We start from the raw sequence: 22,324 nt of genomic DNA on the forward strand, positions 1-22,324 counted from the left end.
TTTCTAATTGGTATTAAAAATGTCATGGTGTTAGGGTTTTAAAACTTCAGCTGTTGGAACCCATTTTTTTTGCCATGCTGGATATTGTTTCAAGACTTTTTCAGGATTGTAAGTATACCAGGCATAACCAACACGTCTTTCTCTGCCAACTTCTGCCAAGGAATATAAATAAATACTATTTCTGTCGCAGAATAAAGGTCTTTCTGTAACTAATTCATAATAACGGGTCCAAATAGGAGGAGCAGTAGGATCATTTACCACTCGACAATCAACAGTAACTGGTTTTGTATTGTATTTAGAATCTAAATCAGGTGCGTTGAAAGTTTCTACTCGAGTATTGTATATTTTGGAATCTGAAAACCATTTTACAGCACTTTGAATAGAATTAATTATTTTTTCATTTGGCTTGTCTATATTCATTAAAAACAAAACTATTTCAGCACTTTCGCCATTACAAATACTTGGTGGTTCAAATTTTCTAGCCCATTCCGGTAATAAAGTTTTTTCATTGTGTTGTTGACACCAAGCCGTTAATTTTCCTTTATCGTTAATTTGCATTTTTAAGATACAATCGATTCCTTTTTCGTAAGCTACAGTAACTTTTTTTCTAGTTTTAGCATCGACAAACGCAAAGTTAGCATCATTAGTAACCACTTTTTTCAACAGATTCATAATGCCCATATAAGCACCATCATTAAAAGTGATATAGCGACTGTAGCCTTTTTCTAAAGGAAAATATTGAGGCCAACCACCGTTATCGTATTGTGCATTAAGTATAAAATCAATTCCTTTAATACAAGCGTCTTTGTATTTCTCAGTTTGAGTTGCCGTATAAACTTGTGCTAAATAATAAATATGAGTGTAAGTCGTAGAATTGTCAAATGTGGTATGCAAGTTAGCTTTCGAAGAAATCACAGCTTTTATTTGTTCAGGGGTTAAAATAGCCTTCATGTCATAGTTTTTAGGCCATCCACCATTATCACGTTGAAAATATATAATGTTGTCTGCAATTTTGGTGTAATCAGATTCCTCATATACAGGCTGATTATCGATTGGATTTATGATATTGTCATTGGCTTTGATATGATACCAATGATTGACTCCATCTTGGAATGGTTTGGTGCTAATCACAGTTTTTGATTGAGAAGCAGCAAAAAAAGAGCTTAGCAATAAGAAAATTTTGATTTGGTCTTGAAGTATTTTTAGCATTTGAAGTTTTTTATTGAAGTAGTTAAATTTATAAAAAAATAGCTAAGGTTTTAATTCTTAGTAAACTCTAGTTTTTATTAGATGTTTTTTGAATTGATTGGTTTAATGGGTTTTAAAATAATATTTTTATGTGTTTAAGATGAATATATTTTAAAAAATGTAATCTGTATTTTGGTTTTTATAATCAAAAAAAAGCCGTTTCATTCTGCAATGAAACGGCTTTTAGAATTTAAAAAAAGTTTTATTTTTTAGCTACTGAGATAAAGTAATTGTTTCCGTCACCCATTGTCAGTTTAACTCTTTCGTCACAAACATCGATGGCGAATTTATCACTGGTATAACAGGTACAAGTCGTTTTTTTGTCTTTAGACATTTCATTGTCGCATTTCCCTGTTTTATAACCAGCCAATTGTGGCGTGTAAAAAGAAACCAAATCCGTTGAAGCGGTCACTAATGAAATAATACTTGCTGTGTTATCATTAGCAATTCTGTATACAATTCTATCAGTATAGTTGATGTTTTCTACTGTAACTTTTCTAATGTAAGTGTAGGCAGTTGAAGCTGTTTCTACTGATTTCTCTTCAAATTTAAAACCAAGACTTCTGATATCAAGATTGAATTTTTCTTGAGAGTTATAACTAGCCCAAGCAGTCAAAGTACTGATTGTTGGAAAAGGATTTTTAGTTGCTATAGCTGTTGGTGCATTTTGTGCCTTTGAGCAAAGTGTGATGAATAGTAGGAAGATTGTGAGGTAAAGTGATTTCATTTAATTTTTGTTATTTATTTAATATTGGCCTACTCTTTATGGTTTTCGGCAATCCCATTTAGTGTTAATATTATGGTTTTAATTCAAAACACTGATATTTAATTTGTTATGTATATTTAAAGGAGAGAGACAAATATTATATGATTTGATCCTTTTGTTCTAACTGATAAAGTTGCAGAATATTACTTTTATTCTAAATTATTTTTAAAATAATTAGTTTTTTGAATTTTGAAATGGGACTATGCCTTTATTTGGTATAAAATGAAAGGACTCCCGTTGAGTTGTTTTTGGAATTGTGAAATTAATATTTTAATGAATAGGAACAAAACGCTAAAGGGAAAATAAAGTTTTTTTAAAACCTAATAGCATTTTTAGTTTTGCTATTCTATTTTTCATTTTTAGAAAAAAGGATTTTTTCGAAGTTAGGTTTTGTACCAAAAATAATTTCACCCATTAATAATTTTTGGGTAATATTCTCCATTTTATCGCCTGAATAAGAAAATTGAGATGCTTCATTAGCAGTAAGAATTGACAAAGTCGTTTTCTTAATATAATTACTAAGTTTTTGTAGCTATTATGATGTAAAAATAAACCGCCACAATGCTATATTGTGACGGTTTGAATAGTACTATAAAATAACAATTGAATTTTAACTTCTTTTTATCCAACTTCTGCCTTCATTGGTAGAATAATACAATCCCTTTGAAGTCATTCCTAAAATTTCTTTGCCGTTATCGGTTAAATCGTTAAAATCTCCACAGTTGTTGGAATTGTAACGCAGTATCCAGCTTCTTCCATCGTTTGTCGAATATTCAATTTTGGTTTTCGTTGATGGGTTAATTCGAATCATTTCTTTGCCTTTTAAAATCATTTGTGCCATTATAGTTTTGTGTTTTTAGTTTGCCTACTCTAATTGGTTTTCGGCTTTCCCAAGGATAAAATTATGAGGCGAGTAGGACAAAGTGCGGCAGATTAAATATGTTTTTTTGTTAATTTGTATATTGTATTATTTTCTCTTAAATTATTAAGGCTCAAAAAATCTTTTATCTTTTTATCCTCTGATCTTGCCAATGACATAAAAAATAATGCAGTATAATCAATATGCTTTATAGGCAAGTTTTCAAATTCGCACATGCTTGATATAATTGATTCAAAAATTACTATATGAAAGTTGTTTTTCTTTTTTAAGGCTTGATATTCTTCTTTCTCAAAACCTACATACAAGATAACTGCAATACAAATGGAAGCATTAGAGATTTCGATGGAGTGTTTATTTGGAATAACTACAAGATTATTATGCTCTTTAAAATCGAGCATATAAGCTAAAGTTTTGTTTATCTCTTCATTTTTTAACTTGTCTAGTAAGATACAATTGTCTAATCTTGAATATTTAAGGTCCATGATAATTTAATTTTTATAATTGGTTTTCTTTTTTTCGATATAACAAAGAAATTATTGGAATGTGCCAAAGTGTGGCGGAATAATTTTTTTATCAAAAGATTTATTTTTCTTTTTTTGAAAATTATTTGAATAAAAAAAAACGACACTCACACGAGTGTCGTTTTTGAGAATAGTGTCATATTTAATTAGAGAGTTTTTCAATTTCAATGATTTCCTTTATTACGGATATTATTTCTTGGTAAACTTTCCCTTCTTTGCCTTTTGCTACATCTTCCCAAATTTCAGGAGAATCGCCCCAATTATTATATTCCGAATTTTTATAAATCCAAAAAGGAGTAGAAATAAAATCATATTTATTTTCGAATTTTTCAATTAAATCTTCTAAACCTTCTTTCTTTCTAAAGCCAAAAAAAACATTTTCTGAAAATGGAGAATTATCATTTTTCCTTCCAAAAAACATTCCAATTGTATTCTTTTTTAAAGCTCTAAAGTTCAAATATACACCGCAATATTCTGCATCATCATTTATATCAACAATATCGATGTTATTAACTTCTTTAATTTCTTCAAATCCTATCTTGTTTTTTAAAATATCAATAAATGTTTTGTATAATTCTCGTTTTAAATTATGTATAGTTGTATGTATTTCAAAAGCACTTTTAATATTCTCTTCAGGATTTTTTAGTATTGTTGATACAATTTCCTTTTTCATTTCTTCGCTCATTGTTTGGAATGTTATTTTTTCAATTAAGGCTAAATATTGTTGTAAAGTTGATTTTAATAATGGTTTTAATTCTTGGTTTTTGAGACATTTTTTTATCCAACTTCTTATGTGAACTTCAAAGGAAATAGGATAATACAAACAATTATTGTTTGTGTTGTTTTCGGCAAACAATTTATATTCGTTTATTTCGGTATGTATAAAATTGTAGCCTCTTATTATTCCATCTAATTTTTCTTCTTTTTCTAATTTTTTTCCGAACAATGTTAAGTAGAGAATTTTGTATTCTTTTTTCTTTGTTTTAGCATAATTGTCATATCGAATTAACTGAAGAGGTTGATCAATAGCATATAATTTATTTTCAATAATTAGAATTTGTTTTTTATCTTCTATTATTAAATCAATTCTGCCTCCAGTAATATTCTCCCAATCTATATCTAAACTGACCGTCCTTTCACAAATTTTATCATTAATCAAAGTGTTAAAATTATTTAATTCAATATCTGAACCAAAGGAATTTTGCACTTCACTAATAAATAATTTCAAAAAAAAATCTCCTTGACAGTGAGAGCCATTAGGATTCAATAGTTCGCCTATAATTGAGGAATGAGTATTAACTTCACTATGCTCCATATTCATAACAGAAAAAACATTAAAATTCTCTTCAGTAATTTTTGCTTTTTCATATTCTCTTCGAATACTTGAAACTTGTTCCAAAAGTTTATTTATTTTATCCATAAATTGTCATACTAATTTTTTAAATTATTTCATTACAAATTTTAAGAATACGTTCAGAATTATCATTTACATATTTGATTGTTTCATTGCTGATATTATCTATTAATATTTCTTGCATTTTTTCGCTTTTTCCTAAAAGTTCAAGAAATTCAATATTATTAAAATCAATATATAAATTTTCCAATGTGTCAAAGCGATTTCTCTCTCTCCACCAACCTTTTTCATCATTAGAAAACCCGTTTCGTATAAAAATATCCTTATTCTGATTTTGCAAATTTAAAACTCCATAAAACAATCTGTTTCTTTCATTTCCATTACCACTGAAAGGCTCAATTCCAAAAATAACACTTTCTGTTTTAGGTGTTTTAACTTTTAACCAGATTCCTGAATTCTTTTCTCCGACATTCTTATGCTCAATAATTTCATATTTAACATCTAATTCCATTTTTAATTTTTTAATCACACCATCTCTTATACTTTTGCGTATTTTATTTTTTGCATTTTCAAAATCTTTAAAGATTTGCTCTGCGATTGAAAAATTTTTTAAAATTATCTCTTGTATTTCGTTACTCATGACCTTATTAAGTGTTTGTCCTGTTAATGTTTTAATCAAATAAGTATATTGTTTTAATACCTCTCGAAGCATTGGTTTGTCTGTGGCTTCTTTTACGCAAGCACCTAACCATTTTACAATATCATCTTTATAGGAAATATTGAAATAATCTTTGTTCTCAATCAATCCTTTCGCTGATTTAGGTTTGCTTTCTTTTAAGGTTAAAAATAAAATCGGAGCTTCGTTGTTATAATTATTGTATCGAATCAACTGATTTTCTTGTTCCCCAGCATAGATTTTGTTTTCGATGATAAGGGATTTTTTGTTATTGTCTTCTACAATAATATCAATTCTTCCGCCATCTGTTTTGTCGCCGTTTAATTTTCCAATATGTTTTTCAACAATAGTTTTGGATGTTTCTGTATTGATTTTAAATCTGTTTAAATCATTTTCATTTTTGTAATCATCTACTTTATTAGGTATGAATTTTTCTTCTAACATTTGGATGAAAAGTTTCAAAGGAATATCTTTTAAACCGTGTGAACCTCTCCTGTTTAAAAGTTCTCCTATAAATGCAGAGTGTGTACGTACCTCATTGCTTGTCAAATTTAAAACAGAAAAAACATTAAATTTCTCTCCAGTAATTTCTGCGATATTGTCGTATTTCTTCTGAATTGCACTTACATTTTCAAGCAAATTTTTTATTTCTGTTGTGGTTCTTTTTTCGTCAATGGTAATTTCATTCATGTTTTTAGTTATTTTTTGTTTTTCAAACTAATTCCCCACAAGCCCTAGCATCGCTCAATGCATCGTGATGGTTAAGCGGAATATTATGTTCTTTGCACAAGTTAGCCAAGTTTGACTTATAAATCCTATAAGTGCAAAATTTATTGTAGGCAGGAATTGGTAAATTATAGTAGGCGAGTGTTTTGTTCAAAACAGGAAAATCAAAGCCAAAACCATTGTGCGCTACCACATTTTGATTTTCTATATACGGCGCAATTTGATGCCAAACTTGGCCGAAAGCAGGAGTGTTCAAAGTAGTTTTTCCGGAAATCCCGTGAATGTCCGTAAAGCGATTCCAATAATAATTATCGGGAGGCTGAACCAATAGATTGATTTCTTTGGTAATGATTCCGTTTTCTACTCTTACCAATCCAACTTGGCAAATGCTATTCCTGTAACCTGTTGCCATTTCAAAATCTATTGCGGTAAAACAATCCATAAATTTAATTGCTATTCATTTGTATTTGTAATTTCCATCCCTGAAATTTTTATCTTATATAGTCTGCCATCAATTACTAATCGATTCAGAAAACCTAACGGAATAAACCCTGTTGTTCTATCATCTATCCCATCAGGGAATTTCTCCTTAAAAGTAAGCTCTAGTTTATCCATCCGTTTTGAAAACAAGCGCACAAATTCTTCTTTTTCCATAATTATATATAAAGATTAGACATTTCCGAAATTCTGTTTTTGATTTCGTTTTGAAGCGAAATAGGAGAGATTACTTTTACATTCGAGCCGTATTTCAATAATTCCATTTTAATATCGTTGGTGGTATGAATGAAAATTTCTAGGATTACAGTATTTTCGGTTTCTTCCACAATGCGTTGGGATTCGTGCAACGGAAAGGTTTTGATGTAATTGCCTTGCTGTTTAGAAAACTCTAAAACCACTTTTTCTGCTGCCTCATAAGTTTCAACCCCAAAAGCGTGTTGGAATTCTTTTTCTACGTTGTAATTAAAGGGTTTGAATTTAGAGTTGGTGATTTTTAGGTTGGAGATTCTGTCTAAACCAAAAGTTTTTATTCTATCATCTTTTTTGTCCCAAGCGACTAAATACCATCTTTGTTGCGATTCTTTGATTGCAATGGGTTTCAGTTCGCGTTGGGTACTAAAATCTTCCCAATGTTTTTTATATGTTAATTGTAGAATATAATTATTTTGTATGGCGTGAATAATACCATAAATATTTTCGGTACCCAATGATTTTCTCTTTTCAAGAAACACACTTGGTGACAATTTATTTCCCTCTTGCAGTGCGTGATGAATCGAAAAAGCATCAATCATCCGGGTTACCGACTGGTCTTCTATTTCTTCTTCATCAATAGCATAGGTTTTGTCTTTGCGGTTGTAGTGAATGTCAATTCCAAAAAGAGTTGAAATATCTTTCTTGTCACGTTCAAAAGTGCGAATTGCATATTCGAAAGCTGTGTCGATATCGTCATTTTTTAATTTACGCATGACATGCTCCTGTAAATCGTTGAAACTGCACGGTCGGCTTCTCAAACGGTCAATAACGTATAAGTACCTTTTAAAATAAATTAATTTTGACATAATTTTTAGATTTATTTTTCAAAGATAGATAGTTTGTCTGCCAATTTATGACAGAGTAAAATAATTTATTGAATCACAAAGGATTAAAATAGAATTTCCTTTTATAAATTTTTGTTTGTAAATTTGCACTCTCAATTTTTTGACAACGATTTCATTAATTGAGTTATCTTATGGAAAATAGAAAAAAAGTCGCTTTTTACACTTTAGGTTGTAAATTAAATTTTTCGGAAACATCAACCATTGCGCGTAATTTAGAAGATGAGGGTTTTGATCGCGTTGATTTTGAAGAAGTTGCTGATATGTATGTAATTAATACCTGTTCGGTTACGGAGAATGCTGATAAACAATTTAAGCAAGTAGTGCGAAAGGCGATGAAATTGAACGACAAGGCTTTTGTCGCTGCAGTAGGGTGTTATGCACAGTTAAAACCAGAGGAATTAGCAAATGTGGATGGAGTAGATCTGGTTCTTGGAGCTACAGAGAAATTCAAACTTGCCGATTATATCAATGATTTATCGAAGAATGATTTTGGCGAAGTACACTCTTGTGAGATAGCCGAAGCTGATTTTTATGTTGGCAGTTATTCAATCGGGGATAGAACCCGTGCTTTCTTAAAAGTTCAGGATGGCTGTGATTATAAATGTACGTATTGCACGATTCCATTAGCACGCGGAATTTCCCGAAGTGACGAGTTGGAAAATGTTTTGAAAAATGCTTACGAGATTTCGAAACAAAATATCAAAGAAATTGTTCTGACAGGAGTAAATATTGGAGATTACGGAAAAGGGGAGTTCGGGAATAAAAAACACGAACATACTTTTCTGGAATTAGTACAAGCTTTAGATGAAGTAGAAGGAATCGAAAGATTGCGTATTTCTTCTATTGAGCCTAATTTATTGAAAAATGAAACAATAGAATTCGTGTCCAAAAGCAGAACTTTTGTACCACATTTTCATATTCCGTTGCAATCAGGAAGTAACGATATCTTGAAATTGATGAAACGTCGTTATTTGCGTGAAATTTATACGGAACGCGTAAATAAAATTCGCGAGGTAATGCCACACGCTTGTATTGGTGTGGATGTGATTGTTGGTTTCCCAGGAGAAACAGATGAACATTTCTTGGAAACGTACCATTTTCTGAACGAAATGAATATTTCTTATTTACATGTTTTTACTTATTCGGAGAGAGATAATACTGAAGCTGCGAATATGGATGGTGTTGTTCCTGCCAATGTTCGAGCCAAACGAAGCAAAATGCTACGTGGTTTATCTGTAAAAAAGCGTCGTGCTTTTTATGAAAGCCAATTAGGAAGCAACAGAACAGTACTTTTTGAAAGTGAAAATAAAGAAGGTTACATTCATGGTTTTACCGAGAATTACGTAAAAGTAAAAACACCTTGGAATCCAGAATTGGTGAACACTTTACATGAAATTAATTTGACAAAAATCGATGAAGACGGAGGCGTTCGAATGGAGTTTGGCAATGTTTTAATTTGCGAATAATTACAATTTTACAATAATATTCCTGTTTATAAATAAAAGCTTTTTTTGATTTAATAGTTATCTGAATATCGTAAAAATCTGTTATTGAATCTAATAAAATTCAAAAAATATCTTTATTTTAAGTAATGTCCAAATAGATTTTCTCAAACAAAATAAAGGCCTTATAAAATAAAATATAAAATGATTTTATTAACTTTGAAGTTATTATAAAACTAAATGGATGGAAACTGAAAACAATTCAATTGTTAACTTTTTATCACTCGATGAATATGCTAATAATTTGTATTGTGTATCAGAGGAATTACATAACAATAGATTAAAGTATTATCAATTTCAAGCTAAAAGTGTTGAAGCTGATTATTTTTATTGTCTTGATAGTGAATTAGAAAAAGATAAAATACCTTTTATTTACATATTTGATTATAGAAATCAATATCTTGATGAGCAAAAACTCGCTTTAATCAATAAAAAGATTTGGACAATCGGAGATATTGCAATTGCTGTTATTGTTTACTCTGATGAATTTAAAATCATTGACACCCGACAGCCTGTAAAGATTTCGAGTGAAGGTGAATTGACTGCGAATATTCTTTTTCCTACTATTTCTAAAATAGATAAAAAATTAAAAAAAATAATATTTTCTGGAAGAATTCTTGAGGAGAAGCCTACTGATTATCTTTCAGTTTCTCCCTATGTAAAATTACTTGAACACATAGATAAGAATATTCTTTCTAAAAAAGATAAAATTGGTTGCTCTCCTCATACACTCAGGTCTCTGATAGTAAAATGTATATTAATTAAGTATTTAGAAGAACAAGTTGATGATAGTGGCGAAAATATTTTCAAAAACAATTTTTTCTCATCTTTTATTAATGATCCAAAAAAGAATACAACGTTCTGTGATGTTATTAAAGATGGTAATATTCTAGATTTATTTGCTAAATTAAATCAAAAGTTTAATGGAGGTGTATTTAATTTAACTAATGAAGAAGCTGAAGAAATATCAAAAAGTGATCTTACTACGATTGCTATTGCATTAGATGGTCGTTTTGGGCAAGATGGACAAGGAGCTTTTTGGAAATTATATGACCTAAAGTTTATTCCAATTGAATTTATTTCTAGGCTGTATGAAAGATTTATTTTATCCGTTGATGGAAGGCAAAAAAAAGACGGAGCATATTATACTCCACCTCATTTAGCTCGTTTACTTATAGATGAGCTTTTACCTTTTGATGAAAAAGTTGATTTCGAAAACTTTAAGCTTCTTGATCCTTCATGTGGTTCAGGAATATTTCTTGTTCTTGCCTACAAAAGACTAATCACGTTATGGATGTTGCAAAACAATAAAACGAAAGTTGAAGGAGAAAAAGATATTTATGAATTAAAGCAAATATTGTCTAATTGTATATATGGTGTTGATATAAATCCTGATGCAATTTCCATAACCGCCACATCTCTTCAGATTGAATATACAAGTCATTTTAATCCTAAAGATATTGATTTAATCCAATTTGACAACTTAATTATAAGAGGTAATCTTGGTGTTAAAGGGATTTTTAAATGGTATAAGGAAACCGATTTACAATTTAATGTGATTGTTGGTAACCCTCCTTTTAATATAGATAAAAGTGAAAATATACTAAATGCAGAAATAGGATTAGATAATATATGTGATAATGAATATTATTTAAATGAAAAGGATAAAAAAATAGATTTCCCATATAAAAATCCTGCATTAACAATATTCTATAAATCTTTAGAAAAATTATTAAAACCTTCTGGGTCATTATTTATGATAATGCCTTCATCTGCATTTTTATATAACCCAACATCTTTACAATTCAGAAAAACTATTTTTTCAAAGTGGAATATTCAGAAAATTTATGATTTCACTCCTTTAAAAGATTTTTTATGGGGAAAAACTAAAGTCGCTACAATTGCTATATTAGTACAGAATATTGGAAGCAAACAAAAACCTATAGAGCATATAATTGTTCGAAGTTCATATTTGAATCATAAAGGGGCATTAAGATTTCAAATTGATAAATATGATCGTTTTCAAGTTCCTTTTGAAAGATCCTTAACTGATAAATATTATTGGAAAACCAACCTTTTAGGTGGCGGTAGATTACATTTTTATGTTGATAAGTATTTGTCTAATAATGAGATTTCTGTAAAAAGTTTAATGAAAGATTATACAGGCTTTCGTTCTGATATTTCTTCTCTAAATCAGATAGATTTAAAAGGTATGGAACTCCTTGATTCGAAAAATTTTGTTCAAGACACAATAGAAGGGGCAACATATATTCAAGAAGAACATTTGGTAAAAAGAAATATTAATGCTGATATTCTGAATCCTCCAAATATTCTTATTAGATTAAATGCTAATTACTCTATGCCAATAGTTTTTAATACAAAGAAGATTGGTTTTTTCCCTGGAGTATTAGGTCTAAAAGGGGAAAATGATTTAGTAATGAAGAGATTTGTGGAAATATTTAAAATAAATAGACTTATTTATCGAACTTTAATAAAACTGTTGTCATCCAAAATTTATATGCAACAAAGCGGAGAATATTCTATTGATGCCCAAGATATAATGAATCTTCCGTTAAAGTTAGATGCTGAAGGAAAACTTATTGCTTTTGATGGATTAAGTGAAATAGAAAATGCTGTTTGGGATGATACTGAATTATTAGCGCAGTCTATTAATAAAACAACAGGATCTCTTTTCAATGATGCTACAAGTTTAAATTTAGAAAAATATTCTTTGGCTTTTTGTGAGATCATGAATTATCTATATGAAAATGGAGATTACAAATTTCGTACTAAAAGAATAATTATTGATGAAGATTGGGTATGGGTAACTCTTTGTCACACTGATATAAATCAGTCAATTGAATCAATTTTGTCTGATAAAAATGAAAAGACATACAAAAATATTTTACAAGATGATGTTTCTAATAATGGATTACGAATAAATCGGATTGTAACATATATAAATGAACCTAATTGTATCAGTTTTCTTAAACCGAGAACTTTGAAATATTGGACACAAAGTATTGCATATAGAGATGCTGAAGAAGTGAAGAGTATAATGTTTAAAAAAGGTTATTAAAGATGCAATTTGATAATTTACCAACTTCTCCATATTTAGATATTATATTTAATATAATTCGTAGTGGAATTTCACAAAGTTTATCAAAACTTAAATCTTCGGACAATGAAAGTTTGAAAAACCAGTTACTAACAGATGCTTTTAATTATCTTGGAACAACAAATGAAAAAGTTTGGATTGGTGTAAGTAAAGAGAATGTATCAAAAGGGAAGCAAGCAAGAGAGGATATATATTTTTATTTAAACAATGAAAACTATACTAGAATATTTTTCATTGAAGGGAAAAGATTACCTAAATATAATACTCAAGCAAAAGATGAGTACGTTTTAGGTACAAATAATTCAGGTAATTCAAGTGGAGGAATTGAGCGTTTTAAAAAAGGAATACATGGAGATCCAACTGGGATTTTTGATAATGGCTTAATTGCTTATGTTGAGAATAATTCTTTTGAATATTGGTTTGAAAAAGTGAATGAAACTATTCAAAAGAATTATAATATTAATGAAACTATGAAAAAGAAAGATGATTTTAATAATGAATTGATTTCTTTACATAAATTTGAATGTGAATGTAATTCTGTAAATTTTAAACTTCATCATTTCTGGATAAAACTCTTTTAAACCGTTATGAGAAGTATATTAAAATGTATTGATTATAAAACACCTAATTAACTTAAAGCAAACGAAGCAAAATGCTACGAGGTTTGTCGGTTAAAAAGCGTCGTGCTTTTTATGAAAGTCAGTTGGGAACGAATAGAACAGTGCTTTTTGAAAGTGAAAATAAAGAAGGCTACATTCATGGTTTTACCGAGAATTACGTAAAAGTAAAAACACCTTGGAATCCAGAATTAGTAAACACTTTACATGAAATTAATTTGACAAAAATCGATGAAGACGGAAGCGTTCGAATGGAGTTTTTAAACGTTGAGGTTTAAAAGCAAATAATTAGAGATAGAAATATTTTAAAAATTAAAATATTTCTTTGAACCATTAAGATATTAAGTTTCATTAAGATTTTGCTCTTAATTTTCTTAATATCTTAATGGTTTAATTTTTTTTATTTGTGGCAGGACAACTTGCTTTTAAGGATTTGTTGACCAAATACTACTGTTTTTGATAAATACGCGTCGGTTTAATTTTAATTGAGCGATAATTAATTCAGCCATATCTTCTGATTGCATTACTTTATCAGGATTGCCATCGGTAAGTTTTAAATCTTTTGCCATATCGGTCGCAACAGTACTTGGAGTTAAAGCTGTAACACGAATGTTGTGTTTGCGTACTTCCTGCATCAAAGAGTCAGTTAATCCTAAAACTGCAAATTTCGAAGCACTATAAGCACTTGTTAATGCATTTCCGTTTAATCCCGCTGTAGACGAAATATTAATAATATCTCCTGTTTTTCTTTCAATCATATTAGGCAAAACAGCACGTGTAACATAATACGTCCCCATTAAATTTACCTGAATGATGCGCTCCCATTCGGAAGGTTCTAATTCTAAGAAGTTTCCAAAAGCTGCAATTCCAGCGTTGTTAATTAAAATATCAATTGATTTGAATTCGGCTAAAGCTTTTTCTACGGCTTTATTTACCGAGTTAATATCAGCAACATCTGCTGTTATGGCTAGCGCTTTTACTCTTAATGAGCGTGCTTTTGCGGCCACATTTTCGATTTCATCTTGTGTTCGTGCCAATAAAATTACGTTTACACCTTCTTTTGCTAATGCAAGGGCTATGGCTTTTCCAATTCCTTTTCCAGCACCTGTAATAAGGGCGTTTTTATTTTTTAAGTCGTTCATTACTTTATTTTTTAATGTTTTTTGGCTATTGTTAATTTATAAATACTCGTTTCTAGTACTTCAGTGTCTTTGTCTTCGCAAAGTAAAAACTCAATTTTATTATTTGTATTTTGATAAACGGTAATTCCTTCAAATTTTTGACTGTCGCTGATTTTTTTGGTAAAATCAATTTTCATTGTTTTGGTATCAATGCAACCGATAAAGCTCCCGAGTACTTCCCCATCTTCATAAGTTGATTTAGTATCTTCGACTGTTGCTAAAAAATATATTTTCTCGTCGACCGCTACTGCATCAGTAAAACTACTGCGAATTCCTTTTATTTTGGGTAATTTATAGTTGTTGGAAACGATATTAAACTCATTAATTAAGTTTTTCCCTTGAATAGTAAATACTACATTTTTCCCTGATGCTCCATTGCCACGGTTGAATAAATACCATTCTTTTCCGGTGTAAATGACACCTTCAAGATTAAAGTCTTCGGGTTTAATTTCGGCGAAACTTTGCATTACACCATACAAATCCGTGAGTTCGTTGGTTCTTATTTCTTTTTGTAGCGTATTAATCTCAATCATTTTGTTTCTTTTTTGGGTAGAACCCGAACCAAAAACATAGAGGGTATCTCCAAAATGAGTGATCGCTTCAAAATCTGGTTTTTCGCTTTTTGCAATATTTGCAGCCGAATTTTCGATGATTTGATGCTGTTGCAACGTTTGTGAAGGAATCGCATATTCGTACAGAAATCCGCTGTTGTCACCAATAATAAATAAAGTATTGTCTTTGTAAATAAGCCCAGATGCAGAACCTATTCCGATGATGTGAAAAAGTATTTCGAGGGTGAATTTTTCCATAAATGATGTTGTTAGCCGTTTGCAGCCCCGATTAAAATGAAAATCCTTGGAGTGGACTTGGATTTTTTATGGGAGAGGTAGAGCGACCAACGGAAGCTCCTGCAACGACCTAATAAAAAACCAAGTGCAAGAACAAGATTATAATGGAAAGCGGGAAATTGCTGCCCGAAAATACTATATTTCTTTGAATTAAAAGCTAAGAAATGTAATCGATTTGTAATATCGTTTTCAAACAAAAAAGCCATCTCGAATGAATCAGATGGCTTTTGGTATGAAATAAATTGGGTTTCTTACTCTTTTATAAATTTAAAACTTTGGTTGCTATCAGTAGTTAATATGTATATTCCTTTTTTCAAAGCTGATAAATCAACCGATGATACATTTTCGGCTTTATTGTTGCTAACTACGGTTTTACCAGTCACATCATAAATTTTAAATGATTTTATGTCAGCGTTAGGGGAGAAGGACAAAGTGTTTATCACTGGGTTTGGGTAGAAAATAGCAGTATTATTTGGAGTTTCAAATTGTGAAGTTCCTAATGATGGATTAGCTCCAATAAAACTAATATCATCAATATAAAAAGTATCGGTACTTTTTCCTAAATCTAAATTTAATCTGGTTGATTCATTTTTGGCTTGAAAAGTGTAACTTATTTTTTGCCAGGCCGTTGTAGTTGTTGTGTTCGGACCATAATCAGCAGGAGTCGCTGTAGTTGAAAAACGAACGGTAGTGCCACCAGTAACCGCTTTTATCCACATGCTTGCTGTGTATGTTCTTCCTACAACTAAGGTCATGATGTCTGTAACAAATTGTACATTGTATTCGGCTGCTCCTGTAGATACTGCTTTTAAGGCTCTAACTCCGCCATGAACTTGAACGGTCTCGGCAGTTAAATTTGCTACGCCGTTATATTTATTCCAGTTGGTAAAGGTATCGCCTGTACCTGCTTCTAGATTACCATTAAGGATAAAATCTTTAGATGGAGTAGTAGATAAGTCTAACATTACGGCATCATCTATGTAAAATGTGTCTGTTCCTTTTCCTAAATCCAATGAAATTTTGGTTGTGGTAGCCGTAGCCGTAAAACCGTAAATGTATTTTTGCCATGCAGTTGTTACAGTATAAGGTGGTGCATAAACTGCTGTTCCTCCAACTGTTGAAAAGCGTATGGTGTTGCCTCCAGCTGTACCTTTTATCCAAATACTTATTTCGTAGTTTACTCCAATTGTTGTAGCAACATCATCACTTTGCAATTGTACATTGTATTCATTAGCACCCATAGAAATTGCTTTTATACCTCTAACACCGCCATGAATAGTTACTGTTTCGGCAGTTATATTAGCTGGACCATTGGTTTTTGTCCAGTTTGTAAAATTATCTCCTGTTCCATTTTCAAATCCGCTGTTTAATAAAAGATTTTGAGCATGCATGCTTACTGTTGTGCCAATGAGTACAAACAATACTGATAAGTAATTTTTTTTCATAATTTGGTTTTTTAGTAATTGGTTAGATATAAAAGCAACCGATTGTTTTAACACAACCGATTGTTTATCAAAAGTATAAAAATATTTGACATATGTTTAAAAAAGTATAATTATTTTTAATATATATTGTTTTAAAGAGTTAATTAATTATCATATTTCGTTTTTAAGCAAAAAAAATGTGCTGGAATACAGCACATTTTTTTTAAGAATCTGAATGTTTTTTATAATTTAAAACCATAAGCAACACGAACACCTACTTGACCAACACCTTTTCCTATACTTCCATCATTATTCAATCTTGCAAAGTCATTATAGTGCTCATACCTCAATGAAATATCTATGTCTTTCGTTGCATAACCAATACTTGGAGCTAAAAGTAATGAGGTTTTATGATAGCCATTCGAAACAGCAAAAGCGCCACCGCCTTCTCCCATTATATAAAATTGGTCACCCCAAACAAAGGCTTTAAAACCAAGCTTTGCAGGAATAAATCCAACATCATTTCCATCAGCTTTGCTTACGAATAGGTTACTATACCCAGTTGTTAGCGTCAAAGAGTATTGTTTGGATAAGTCATATTGCAATCTGGCATCTCCGCTTAAAGCTAATTTATAAGGATCATGAACTGCATATCCTCCTGTTACACCGAAACCAAGACGAAATCCTTGATCGTAATTTGTTGTTTCTTGCGCCTTAGTGTTATTTGCAAATAATAGCGAAATTGCTAATACCATAACGATTTTGATTTTTTCTGTAGTTTTCATAATAGTAGATTTTAATTAATTGAAAAATATTTTAACTCCTAGTTTGTAAGAGTATTATGCAAAGATATACTGCTAGCTCTTGGAAGTTATTACAGAATTATTCGGATTTATTATATAATATCGGGTTTAAGACGGATTACGTTTTCTTTAATTACATTAATAGTGATAGAATCAGTTTGTTCTAATTACCTTTGCCGACTCAATAAATTCAAGATGAAATTTTCTCAATACACCAAAGAATTCTCGTATAATATTAAATTGGCTTACCCTGTAATATTAGGAATGCTAGGCCATACTTTGATAGGGATTGTAGATAATTATATGGTTGGAAATTTGGGTTCAACCGAGTTGGCAGCTGTTTCCTTGGGGAATAGTTTTATCTTTTTGGCGATGGCCGTTGGGATAGGTTTTTCGACAGCTATTACACCTTTGGTTGCCGAAGCTGATGCGGAGAAAAATGATAAAAAAATAAGAACCACTTTTCATCACGGTTTACTGTTATGTACTATTTTGGGAGTGTCATTGTTCATTATAACAGTATTATCAAAGCAATTGATGTATTTTATGGATCAGCCGCCAGCAGTGGTTGCATTAGCGGCTCCTTATATTGATTGGGTAGCTTTTTCTTTGATTCCAGTTGTGATGTATCAGGGCTATAAACAATTTGCCGATGGTTTGTCCTTGACTAAATATTCAATGTATTCTATTATTTTGACCAATGTAGTACACGTGTTTTTTAATTATGTGCTGATTTATGGATTTTGGATTTTTCCAAAATTAGGTGTGACAGGAGCTGCTTTGGGAACAGTAATTTCTAGAATAATGATGGTCGTTTTCATGCATTATTTGATGAAACACAATGCTGTTATGAAAAAGTATTTTAAAAATTTCACTTTCAAAGAAATCAAAAAGACAATAATTAAAAAAATAGTGGATCTTGGAATTCCCTCTGCTATGCAAATGCTGTTTGAGGTGACTTTGTTTACAGCTGCAATTTGGCTTTCGGGATCTTTGGGAAAAAACAGTCAGGCGGCGAATCAAATTGCGTTAATTTTGGCCTCGTCAACCTTTATGGTGGCTATGGGATTGAGTGTTACCGCTATGATCCGTGTTGGACATGCTAGGGGAGTGGCCGATTATAAAAACTTGATTATCGTAGCCCGATCTATCTTTTTATTGGCGGTAATTACCGAAGCCTTTTTTGCGTTGATATTTGTAGTTTTTCATAATTTCTTACCGCATTTGTTTTTAAATATGCACGATCCGGCACAGGCCTTGGATAATACTGAAATCATTATGATTACTTCAAAATTGTTATTGATTGCGGCTATTTTTCAAATTTCTGATGGAATACAGGTGGTTGTTTTGGGTGCTTTGAGAGGTTTCCAAGATGTCAAGGTTCCCATGTATATTACTTTTGTAGCTTACTGGATTATTGGCTTCCCAATATCTTTTTATCTTGGCAGATATACTGACTTAAAAGCAGTTGGAATCTGGATTGGTCTTTTGGCTGGATTAACAGCTGCAGCTCTGTTTTTGTACATTCGATTTGCGCATTTGACAAAGAAATTGGTTGAAGAGCATGCTGATAAAGAAGTTTAGGAGCAAAAGTTTTTGTTTTCAAAATACCTATTCACCTGCTGTCCGCTGTATCTTTGTGTCCAAACCCTGGACACAAAGGATGTCGCTTCCATCAGGGCTAGACAACAACTTTAATTTTTTTTATACCATAAGTGAATATAAAATAGTCCAAAGAACGAGTAGATTGGATTATTTTATATTTGCTAATGGTATAACTTCTTTTTTAAAAAAGGAATCTCAATAAAAAACGTATTTTTACACTTTTACATTAAATAATATTCAAACACATGGAATTACCAAAATTCTTATTAGGAGACAATACCGATTTTCCAGACGATATTTTTATCATTCACTTGGATTACCCAAGATTTATCATCAATCTAAAAGACGATGAGGTCGAATTTATGGAAGAAGCAGAAGACCTGGATGAAGCCGAATTGAACGCCGAAATGGAAGGACTAATTGTTCTTGCCAATGAATTTTACGACAGGGAAATTACCCGTTACGAAGAATAATTATTTCTTCGTAACGAGATAGTATATTCGAACCAATCGATCATTGTGTTTTTTTGAATCTGTCGGAACATGATTCAAATCGATATACGAAACCTTTTTTATATTATAATTCTGGAATTCTTTTTTAGAATTAATAGTATCAGTTTCCAAAGCCAATAAACCAAATTTACTCTCAGCGGGTAAGTTTAGTTTGTTGGTTTTTTCATTTAATAAGATAGGAATACTAAAACCGTAATCCCATACAATCTCGGGTGTAAATGCGTATAATTCGTAAGTTCGAATACCAAGACTTTTTTCTTTGTTCCTAATTGCTTTTGCACTAGCGTAATCAGGATTTTTTAGAATGAGCTTTGTAAATGGTATCCCAAACACAACCACAGCTATCTGAACGGCTATTACAGCATAGAATACTTTTGTGAAGTTTTTATTTCTAAGGTTTGTAATTAATACATAACCTATGGCTAATAAAGAAAGTGTTAACGCAATTAGACAAAATTCAAATCCTGCAATATCATTTTTTACTTTAATAAAAATACCAACTGGAATAGCAATGCAAATGATTCCGATAAGTCCAAAGGCAAAATAAATAATTCCTTTTTCCTTTTTTAAAGTGATATTTTTAAAATTGTTAATCAGATATTCGATGTGAAATCCCGTATTCAAAGCCATCGGAATTAAAACTGGTAACAAGTATCTTGATTTTTTTTCAGGAACAATCGAAAGTAAAACTACCGAAGCTAATGTCCATATCAACGTAAATTGATAGGCTTTTAAATTACTGACTCTGGTCTTTAAATACGGATAAATTAATGCAATTAAGGCAGGAACTGTCCAAATACCGCTTTGGGTGAAAAAACTCCAGTAATAATAAAAAGGTTTGGTGTTATAATTCCCCCATCGGCTGCTTTCTATTTTGGTCACTTTCAAATAGGTTGCAGCATCTGCCCATTTTACATATAAAGGCCATGACAAACCAATGATGAATCCCAATATAAGAATCAGAATAAGGTACTTTTTTTTGTCTTTCAACTGAAATTTATAGGTAAATCCGTAAGCAATTAAAAATGGTAATAATAAAGCATAAACCGAAATTGGTCCTTTGCTTAAAAAGGAAAAACCAAAAAATAATCCTGCCATTACAGCATTGAATAGAGGCTTCTTTGAGTCATTCAATAAATTCCATAAAAACAAAATACAAATTACCATAAAGCTATGAGTGTACATATCCCATTGGTTGTCTCTTCCTGCGAAATAAATATAAAAAGACGTAATTAAAATCAATCCGTTGTGGAAGCTTTGCTGTTTGGATAAATCTAATTTTTCCGAAAGTCTATAAACTCCAAATACAAGTAATAGGGTGATTAATGTTACAGGAATTCGCATACCATACATACTGTCAAATCCAAAAATAATTCCAGAAATGGCTGTTAGCCAACTTGGCAATGGTGGTTTTTCATATCGTGGCAAATCATTTAAAGTGGTTAGAATCCAATGATTTTGAGTTGCCATTTCTCTAGCTGTAATAAAATTACGAGATTCCATAATGTTGGTTTCGATAACATCCAAATGTGGAAAAAGCATCAAAGAGGCTATTATAAAAAGCCAAAAAGTATAATTATGAATTAATTTTGACATCCTTCTTTATGATTATTATATTTCTTGTGTAAATGACTAAACCTATGGCGTGACCAGCCAATAAAACAGGGTCTTTTCTGATTATGGCGTAAATAAATATGATAAGAGATCCAGTCAAACTGATGATCCAAAAGCCTAATGGCAAAACGGAATCTTTTTTCTTTTCAGAATAAATCCATTGATAAACAAAACGCAATGTAAATAGCACTTGCCCTATGATTCCTGTCCAAAGAAGCCATTTTGGTATTGCTTCATTTCGCAAAAGATTGTCTAAATCATAGACATTATTGTTATAAGAATACCAAACAATAAAAGCGGGAAATAACAGTATGAACCATCTGAGAATGACATGGATTTTTTTCCAGTCATTTTGCAACTGAATGTTTCTGATATAAATGTAATAAGTAATTGTTTGCCCCAACATAATCGAGAAATCATGTCTGAAATAACCATATACAAACAACAAAAAAGAAGCAAATAAACTAATTTCCCAAAACAAAACAGGAGTTAATACTTTTTTGTTTTTTTCTGAAATAATCCATTGTAATATCATTCTGCTCGAAAACAAAATTTGAGCAATGAACCCTACGGAATAAATGATGATGTTGTTCATTATCCTTGTTTTGCTACGCTATAATTGATGTATTTTTTCTTCATCCACAAATAAGCAAAACAATCTTGCAATGGACCTAATAATCGATTCCAAAGATTGAATTTTGAAACGCCTGCCACTCTTGGGAAATGTCTTACCGGAGTTTGTTTGATTTTACCGTTTTGCAATAAAATCATGGCTGGCAGAAAACGATGTAATCCATTAAACATCGGAATTCTTTTTGCCATATCCGTACGGATTATTTTTAGAGGACAGCCCGTGTCATCCATGCCGTCATCTGTGAAAGCTCTTCGAATTCCGTTGGCAATGGTTGAAGACATATTTTTCGTAAAAGAATCTTTTCTCTGAGAACGCACTCCGGTAACAAGGTCAAATTCTCCTGTAAATTCCATTAAAACATTAAAATCTTCAGGAGCAGTTTGTAAATCGGCATCAATATAACCCACCCAAGGAGTGTCAACATAATCGAAACCAGCTTTAATTGCGGCGCTTAAACCTGCATTTTTTTCAAAAGAAATAAAAGTAAATTCTTCGTTGTCTTTGCAGATTTTCTCAATTAGCGATTGACTGTTGTCTTTCGAGCCGTCATTTACAAATAGAATTTTTGTCTTTTTTTTCGAAATTGACAAAAACTGTTTCATTTCTTGATGTACGCGATCGAGATTGTCTTCTTCGTTATAGACAGGTATGATAATTGTTAATTCAAAATTCATTGGTTAATTTTTAAGTAATTGTATTT

Annotated in this window: 22 protein-coding genes and 1 pseudogene; 6 read left to right on the forward strand and 17 right to left on the reverse strand. The window is 31.0% G+C overall.

What is annotated here, in order from left to right; genetic code table 11:
- Nucleotides 1-30: 30 nt before the first annotated feature.
- From pelA to ACUN3A_RS13660, 10 genes are all read right to left on the reverse strand, one after another.
- Nucleotides 31-1,209: a pectate lyase gene (gene pelA / locus ACUN3A_RS13615; RefSeq protein ID WP_445551821.1), complete on the reverse strand. Its 1,179-nt coding sequence runs from the start codon at nt 1,207-1,209 to the stop codon at nt 31-33.
- Nucleotides 1,210-1,450: 241 nt separating this feature from the next.
- Nucleotides 1,451-1,975, reverse strand: coding sequence for a hypothetical protein (locus ACUN3A_RS13620; protein ID WP_445551822.1), 525 nt, complete (start codon nt 1,973-1,975; stop codon nt 1,451-1,453).
- 385 nt (nt 1,976-2,360) lie between these two features.
- Nucleotides 2,361-2,510: a hypothetical protein gene (locus ACUN3A_RS13625; protein ID WP_445551823.1), complete on the reverse strand. Its 150-nt coding sequence runs from the start codon at nt 2,508-2,510 to the stop codon at nt 2,361-2,363.
- Between the two features lie 114 nt (nt 2,511-2,624).
- The gene (locus ACUN3A_RS13630; protein ID WP_445551824.1) at nt 2,625-2,855 is read right to left on the reverse strand and encodes a hypothetical protein; all 231 of its coding nucleotides are present in this window, start codon (nt 2,853-2,855) and stop codon (nt 2,625-2,627) included.
- Nucleotides 2,856-2,947: 92 nt separating this feature from the next.
- Nucleotides 2,948-3,376, reverse strand: a complete 429-nt coding sequence (locus ACUN3A_RS13635) for a hypothetical protein (RefSeq protein ID WP_445551825.1) — start codon at nt 3,374-3,376, stop codon at nt 2,948-2,950.
- 181 nt (nt 3,377-3,557) lie between these two features.
- Complete coding sequence (locus ACUN3A_RS13640; protein WP_445551826.1) at nt 3,558-4,835, reverse strand: PDDEXK-like family protein; 1,278 nt, start codon at nt 4,833-4,835, stop codon at nt 3,558-3,560.
- 19 nt (nt 4,836-4,854) lie between these two features.
- Complete coding sequence (locus tag ACUN3A_RS13645) at nt 4,855-6,135, reverse strand: PDDEXK-like family protein (protein WP_445551827.1); 1,281 nt, start codon at nt 6,133-6,135, stop codon at nt 4,855-4,857.
- A 22-nt stretch (nt 6,136-6,157) separates the two neighbouring features.
- A complete protein-coding gene (locus tag ACUN3A_RS13650; protein WP_445551828.1) occupies nt 6,158-6,613 on the reverse strand; it encodes an exonuclease domain-containing protein in 456 nt (151 codons plus the stop codon).
- Nucleotides 6,614-6,624: 11 nt separating this feature from the next.
- Entirely contained in the window at nt 6,625-6,825 is a 201-nt protein-coding gene (locus ACUN3A_RS13655) for a hypothetical protein (RefSeq protein ID WP_445551829.1), read from the reverse strand.
- Nucleotides 6,826-6,827: 2 nt separating this feature from the next.
- A complete protein-coding gene (locus ACUN3A_RS13660) occupies nt 6,828-7,727 on the reverse strand; it encodes a helix-turn-helix transcriptional regulator (protein ID WP_445551830.1) in 900 nt (299 codons plus the stop codon).
- A gap of 170 nt (nt 7,728-7,897) precedes the next feature.
- Between ACUN3A_RS13660 and mtaB the strand changes: the two genes are divergently transcribed.
- The 4 genes and pseudogenes from mtaB to ACUN3A_RS13680 all read left to right on the forward strand — a co-directional run.
- A complete protein-coding gene (mtaB, locus tag ACUN3A_RS13665) occupies nt 7,898-9,232 on the forward strand; it encodes a tRNA (N(6)-L-threonylcarbamoyladenosine(37)-C(2))-methylthiotransferase MtaB (RefSeq protein WP_445551831.1) in 1,335 nt (444 codons plus the stop codon).
- A gap of 220 nt (nt 9,233-9,452) precedes the next feature.
- Complete coding sequence (locus ACUN3A_RS13670) at nt 9,453-12,347, forward strand: HsdM family class I SAM-dependent methyltransferase (protein WP_445551832.1); 2,895 nt, start codon at nt 9,453-9,455, stop codon at nt 12,345-12,347.
- A 2-nt stretch (nt 12,348-12,349) separates the two neighbouring features.
- On the forward strand, nt 12,350-12,967 hold the full coding sequence (locus tag ACUN3A_RS13675; protein ID WP_445551833.1) for a hypothetical protein: 618 nt from the start codon (nt 12,350-12,352) through the stop codon (nt 12,965-12,967).
- A 56-nt stretch (nt 12,968-13,023) separates the two neighbouring features.
- Nucleotides 13,024-13,281, forward strand: a pseudogene (locus tag ACUN3A_RS13680) (tRNA (N(6)-L-threonylcarbamoyladenosine(37)-C(2))-methylthiotransferase MtaB); the annotation flags it as partial.
- Nucleotides 13,282-13,428: 147 nt separating this feature from the next.
- Here ACUN3A_RS13680 and ACUN3A_RS13685 read toward each other — a convergent pair.
- The 4 genes from ACUN3A_RS13685 to ACUN3A_RS13700 form a co-directional block, all read right to left on the reverse strand.
- Nucleotides 13,429-14,145 carry a 3-ketoacyl-ACP reductase gene (locus ACUN3A_RS13685; protein ID WP_445551834.1) on the reverse strand — a complete coding sequence of 239 codons (717 nt, stop codon included), beginning with the start codon at nt 14,143-14,145 and terminating at the stop codon, nt 13,429-13,431.
- An 11-nt stretch (nt 14,146-14,156) separates the two neighbouring features.
- On the reverse strand, nt 14,157-14,993 hold the full coding sequence (locus ACUN3A_RS13690; protein ID WP_445551835.1) for a DUF6929 family protein: 837 nt from the start codon (nt 14,991-14,993) through the stop codon (nt 14,157-14,159).
- A 290-nt stretch (nt 14,994-15,283) separates the two neighbouring features.
- The gene (locus ACUN3A_RS13695; RefSeq protein WP_445551836.1) at nt 15,284-16,477 is read right to left on the reverse strand and encodes a carbohydrate binding domain-containing protein; all 1,194 of its coding nucleotides are present in this window, start codon (nt 16,475-16,477) and stop codon (nt 15,284-15,286) included.
- A gap of 221 nt (nt 16,478-16,698) precedes the next feature.
- Nucleotides 16,699-17,241 (reverse strand): hypothetical protein, encoded by a 543-nt coding sequence (locus tag ACUN3A_RS13700; RefSeq protein ID WP_445551837.1) that lies wholly within the window; start codon nt 17,239-17,241, stop codon nt 16,699-16,701.
- Nucleotides 17,242-17,454: 213 nt separating this feature from the next.
- Here ACUN3A_RS13700 and ACUN3A_RS13705 point away from each other — a divergent pair, with 213 nt between their 5' ends.
- Complete coding sequence (locus tag ACUN3A_RS13705) at nt 17,455-18,843, forward strand: MATE family efflux transporter (RefSeq protein WP_445551838.1); 1,389 nt, start codon at nt 17,455-17,457, stop codon at nt 18,841-18,843.
- A gap of 266 nt (nt 18,844-19,109) precedes the next feature.
- On the forward strand, nt 19,110-19,337 hold the full coding sequence (locus ACUN3A_RS13710; protein WP_056247475.1) for a hypothetical protein: 228 nt from the start codon (nt 19,110-19,112) through the stop codon (nt 19,335-19,337).
- Here ACUN3A_RS13710 and ACUN3A_RS13715 read toward each other — a convergent pair whose 3' ends face one another.
- The 3 genes from ACUN3A_RS13715 to ACUN3A_RS13725 are packed head-to-tail and all read right to left on the reverse strand — an operon-like array spanning nt 19,338 to nt 22,298.
- Complete coding sequence (locus tag ACUN3A_RS13715) at nt 19,338-20,972, reverse strand: ArnT family glycosyltransferase (protein ID WP_445551839.1); 1,635 nt, start codon at nt 20,970-20,972, stop codon at nt 19,338-19,340. It lies immediately after the preceding gene.
- Nucleotides 20,953-21,585: a lipid-A-disaccharide synthase N-terminal domain-containing protein gene (locus ACUN3A_RS13720; RefSeq protein WP_445551840.1), complete on the reverse strand. Its 633-nt coding sequence runs from the start codon at nt 21,583-21,585 to the stop codon at nt 20,953-20,955. Before ACUN3A_RS13720 ends, ACUN3A_RS13715 begins: the two co-directional genes overlap by 20 nt.
- Complete coding sequence (locus ACUN3A_RS13725; RefSeq protein ID WP_445551841.1) at nt 21,585-22,298, reverse strand: glycosyltransferase family 2 protein; 714 nt, start codon at nt 22,296-22,298, stop codon at nt 21,585-21,587. The genes ACUN3A_RS13720 and ACUN3A_RS13725 overlap by 1 nt, the downstream gene beginning before the upstream one ends.
- Nucleotides 22,299-22,324 lie beyond the last annotated feature (26 nt).

Source organism: Flavobacterium sp. WC2509 (assembly GCF_052683105.1).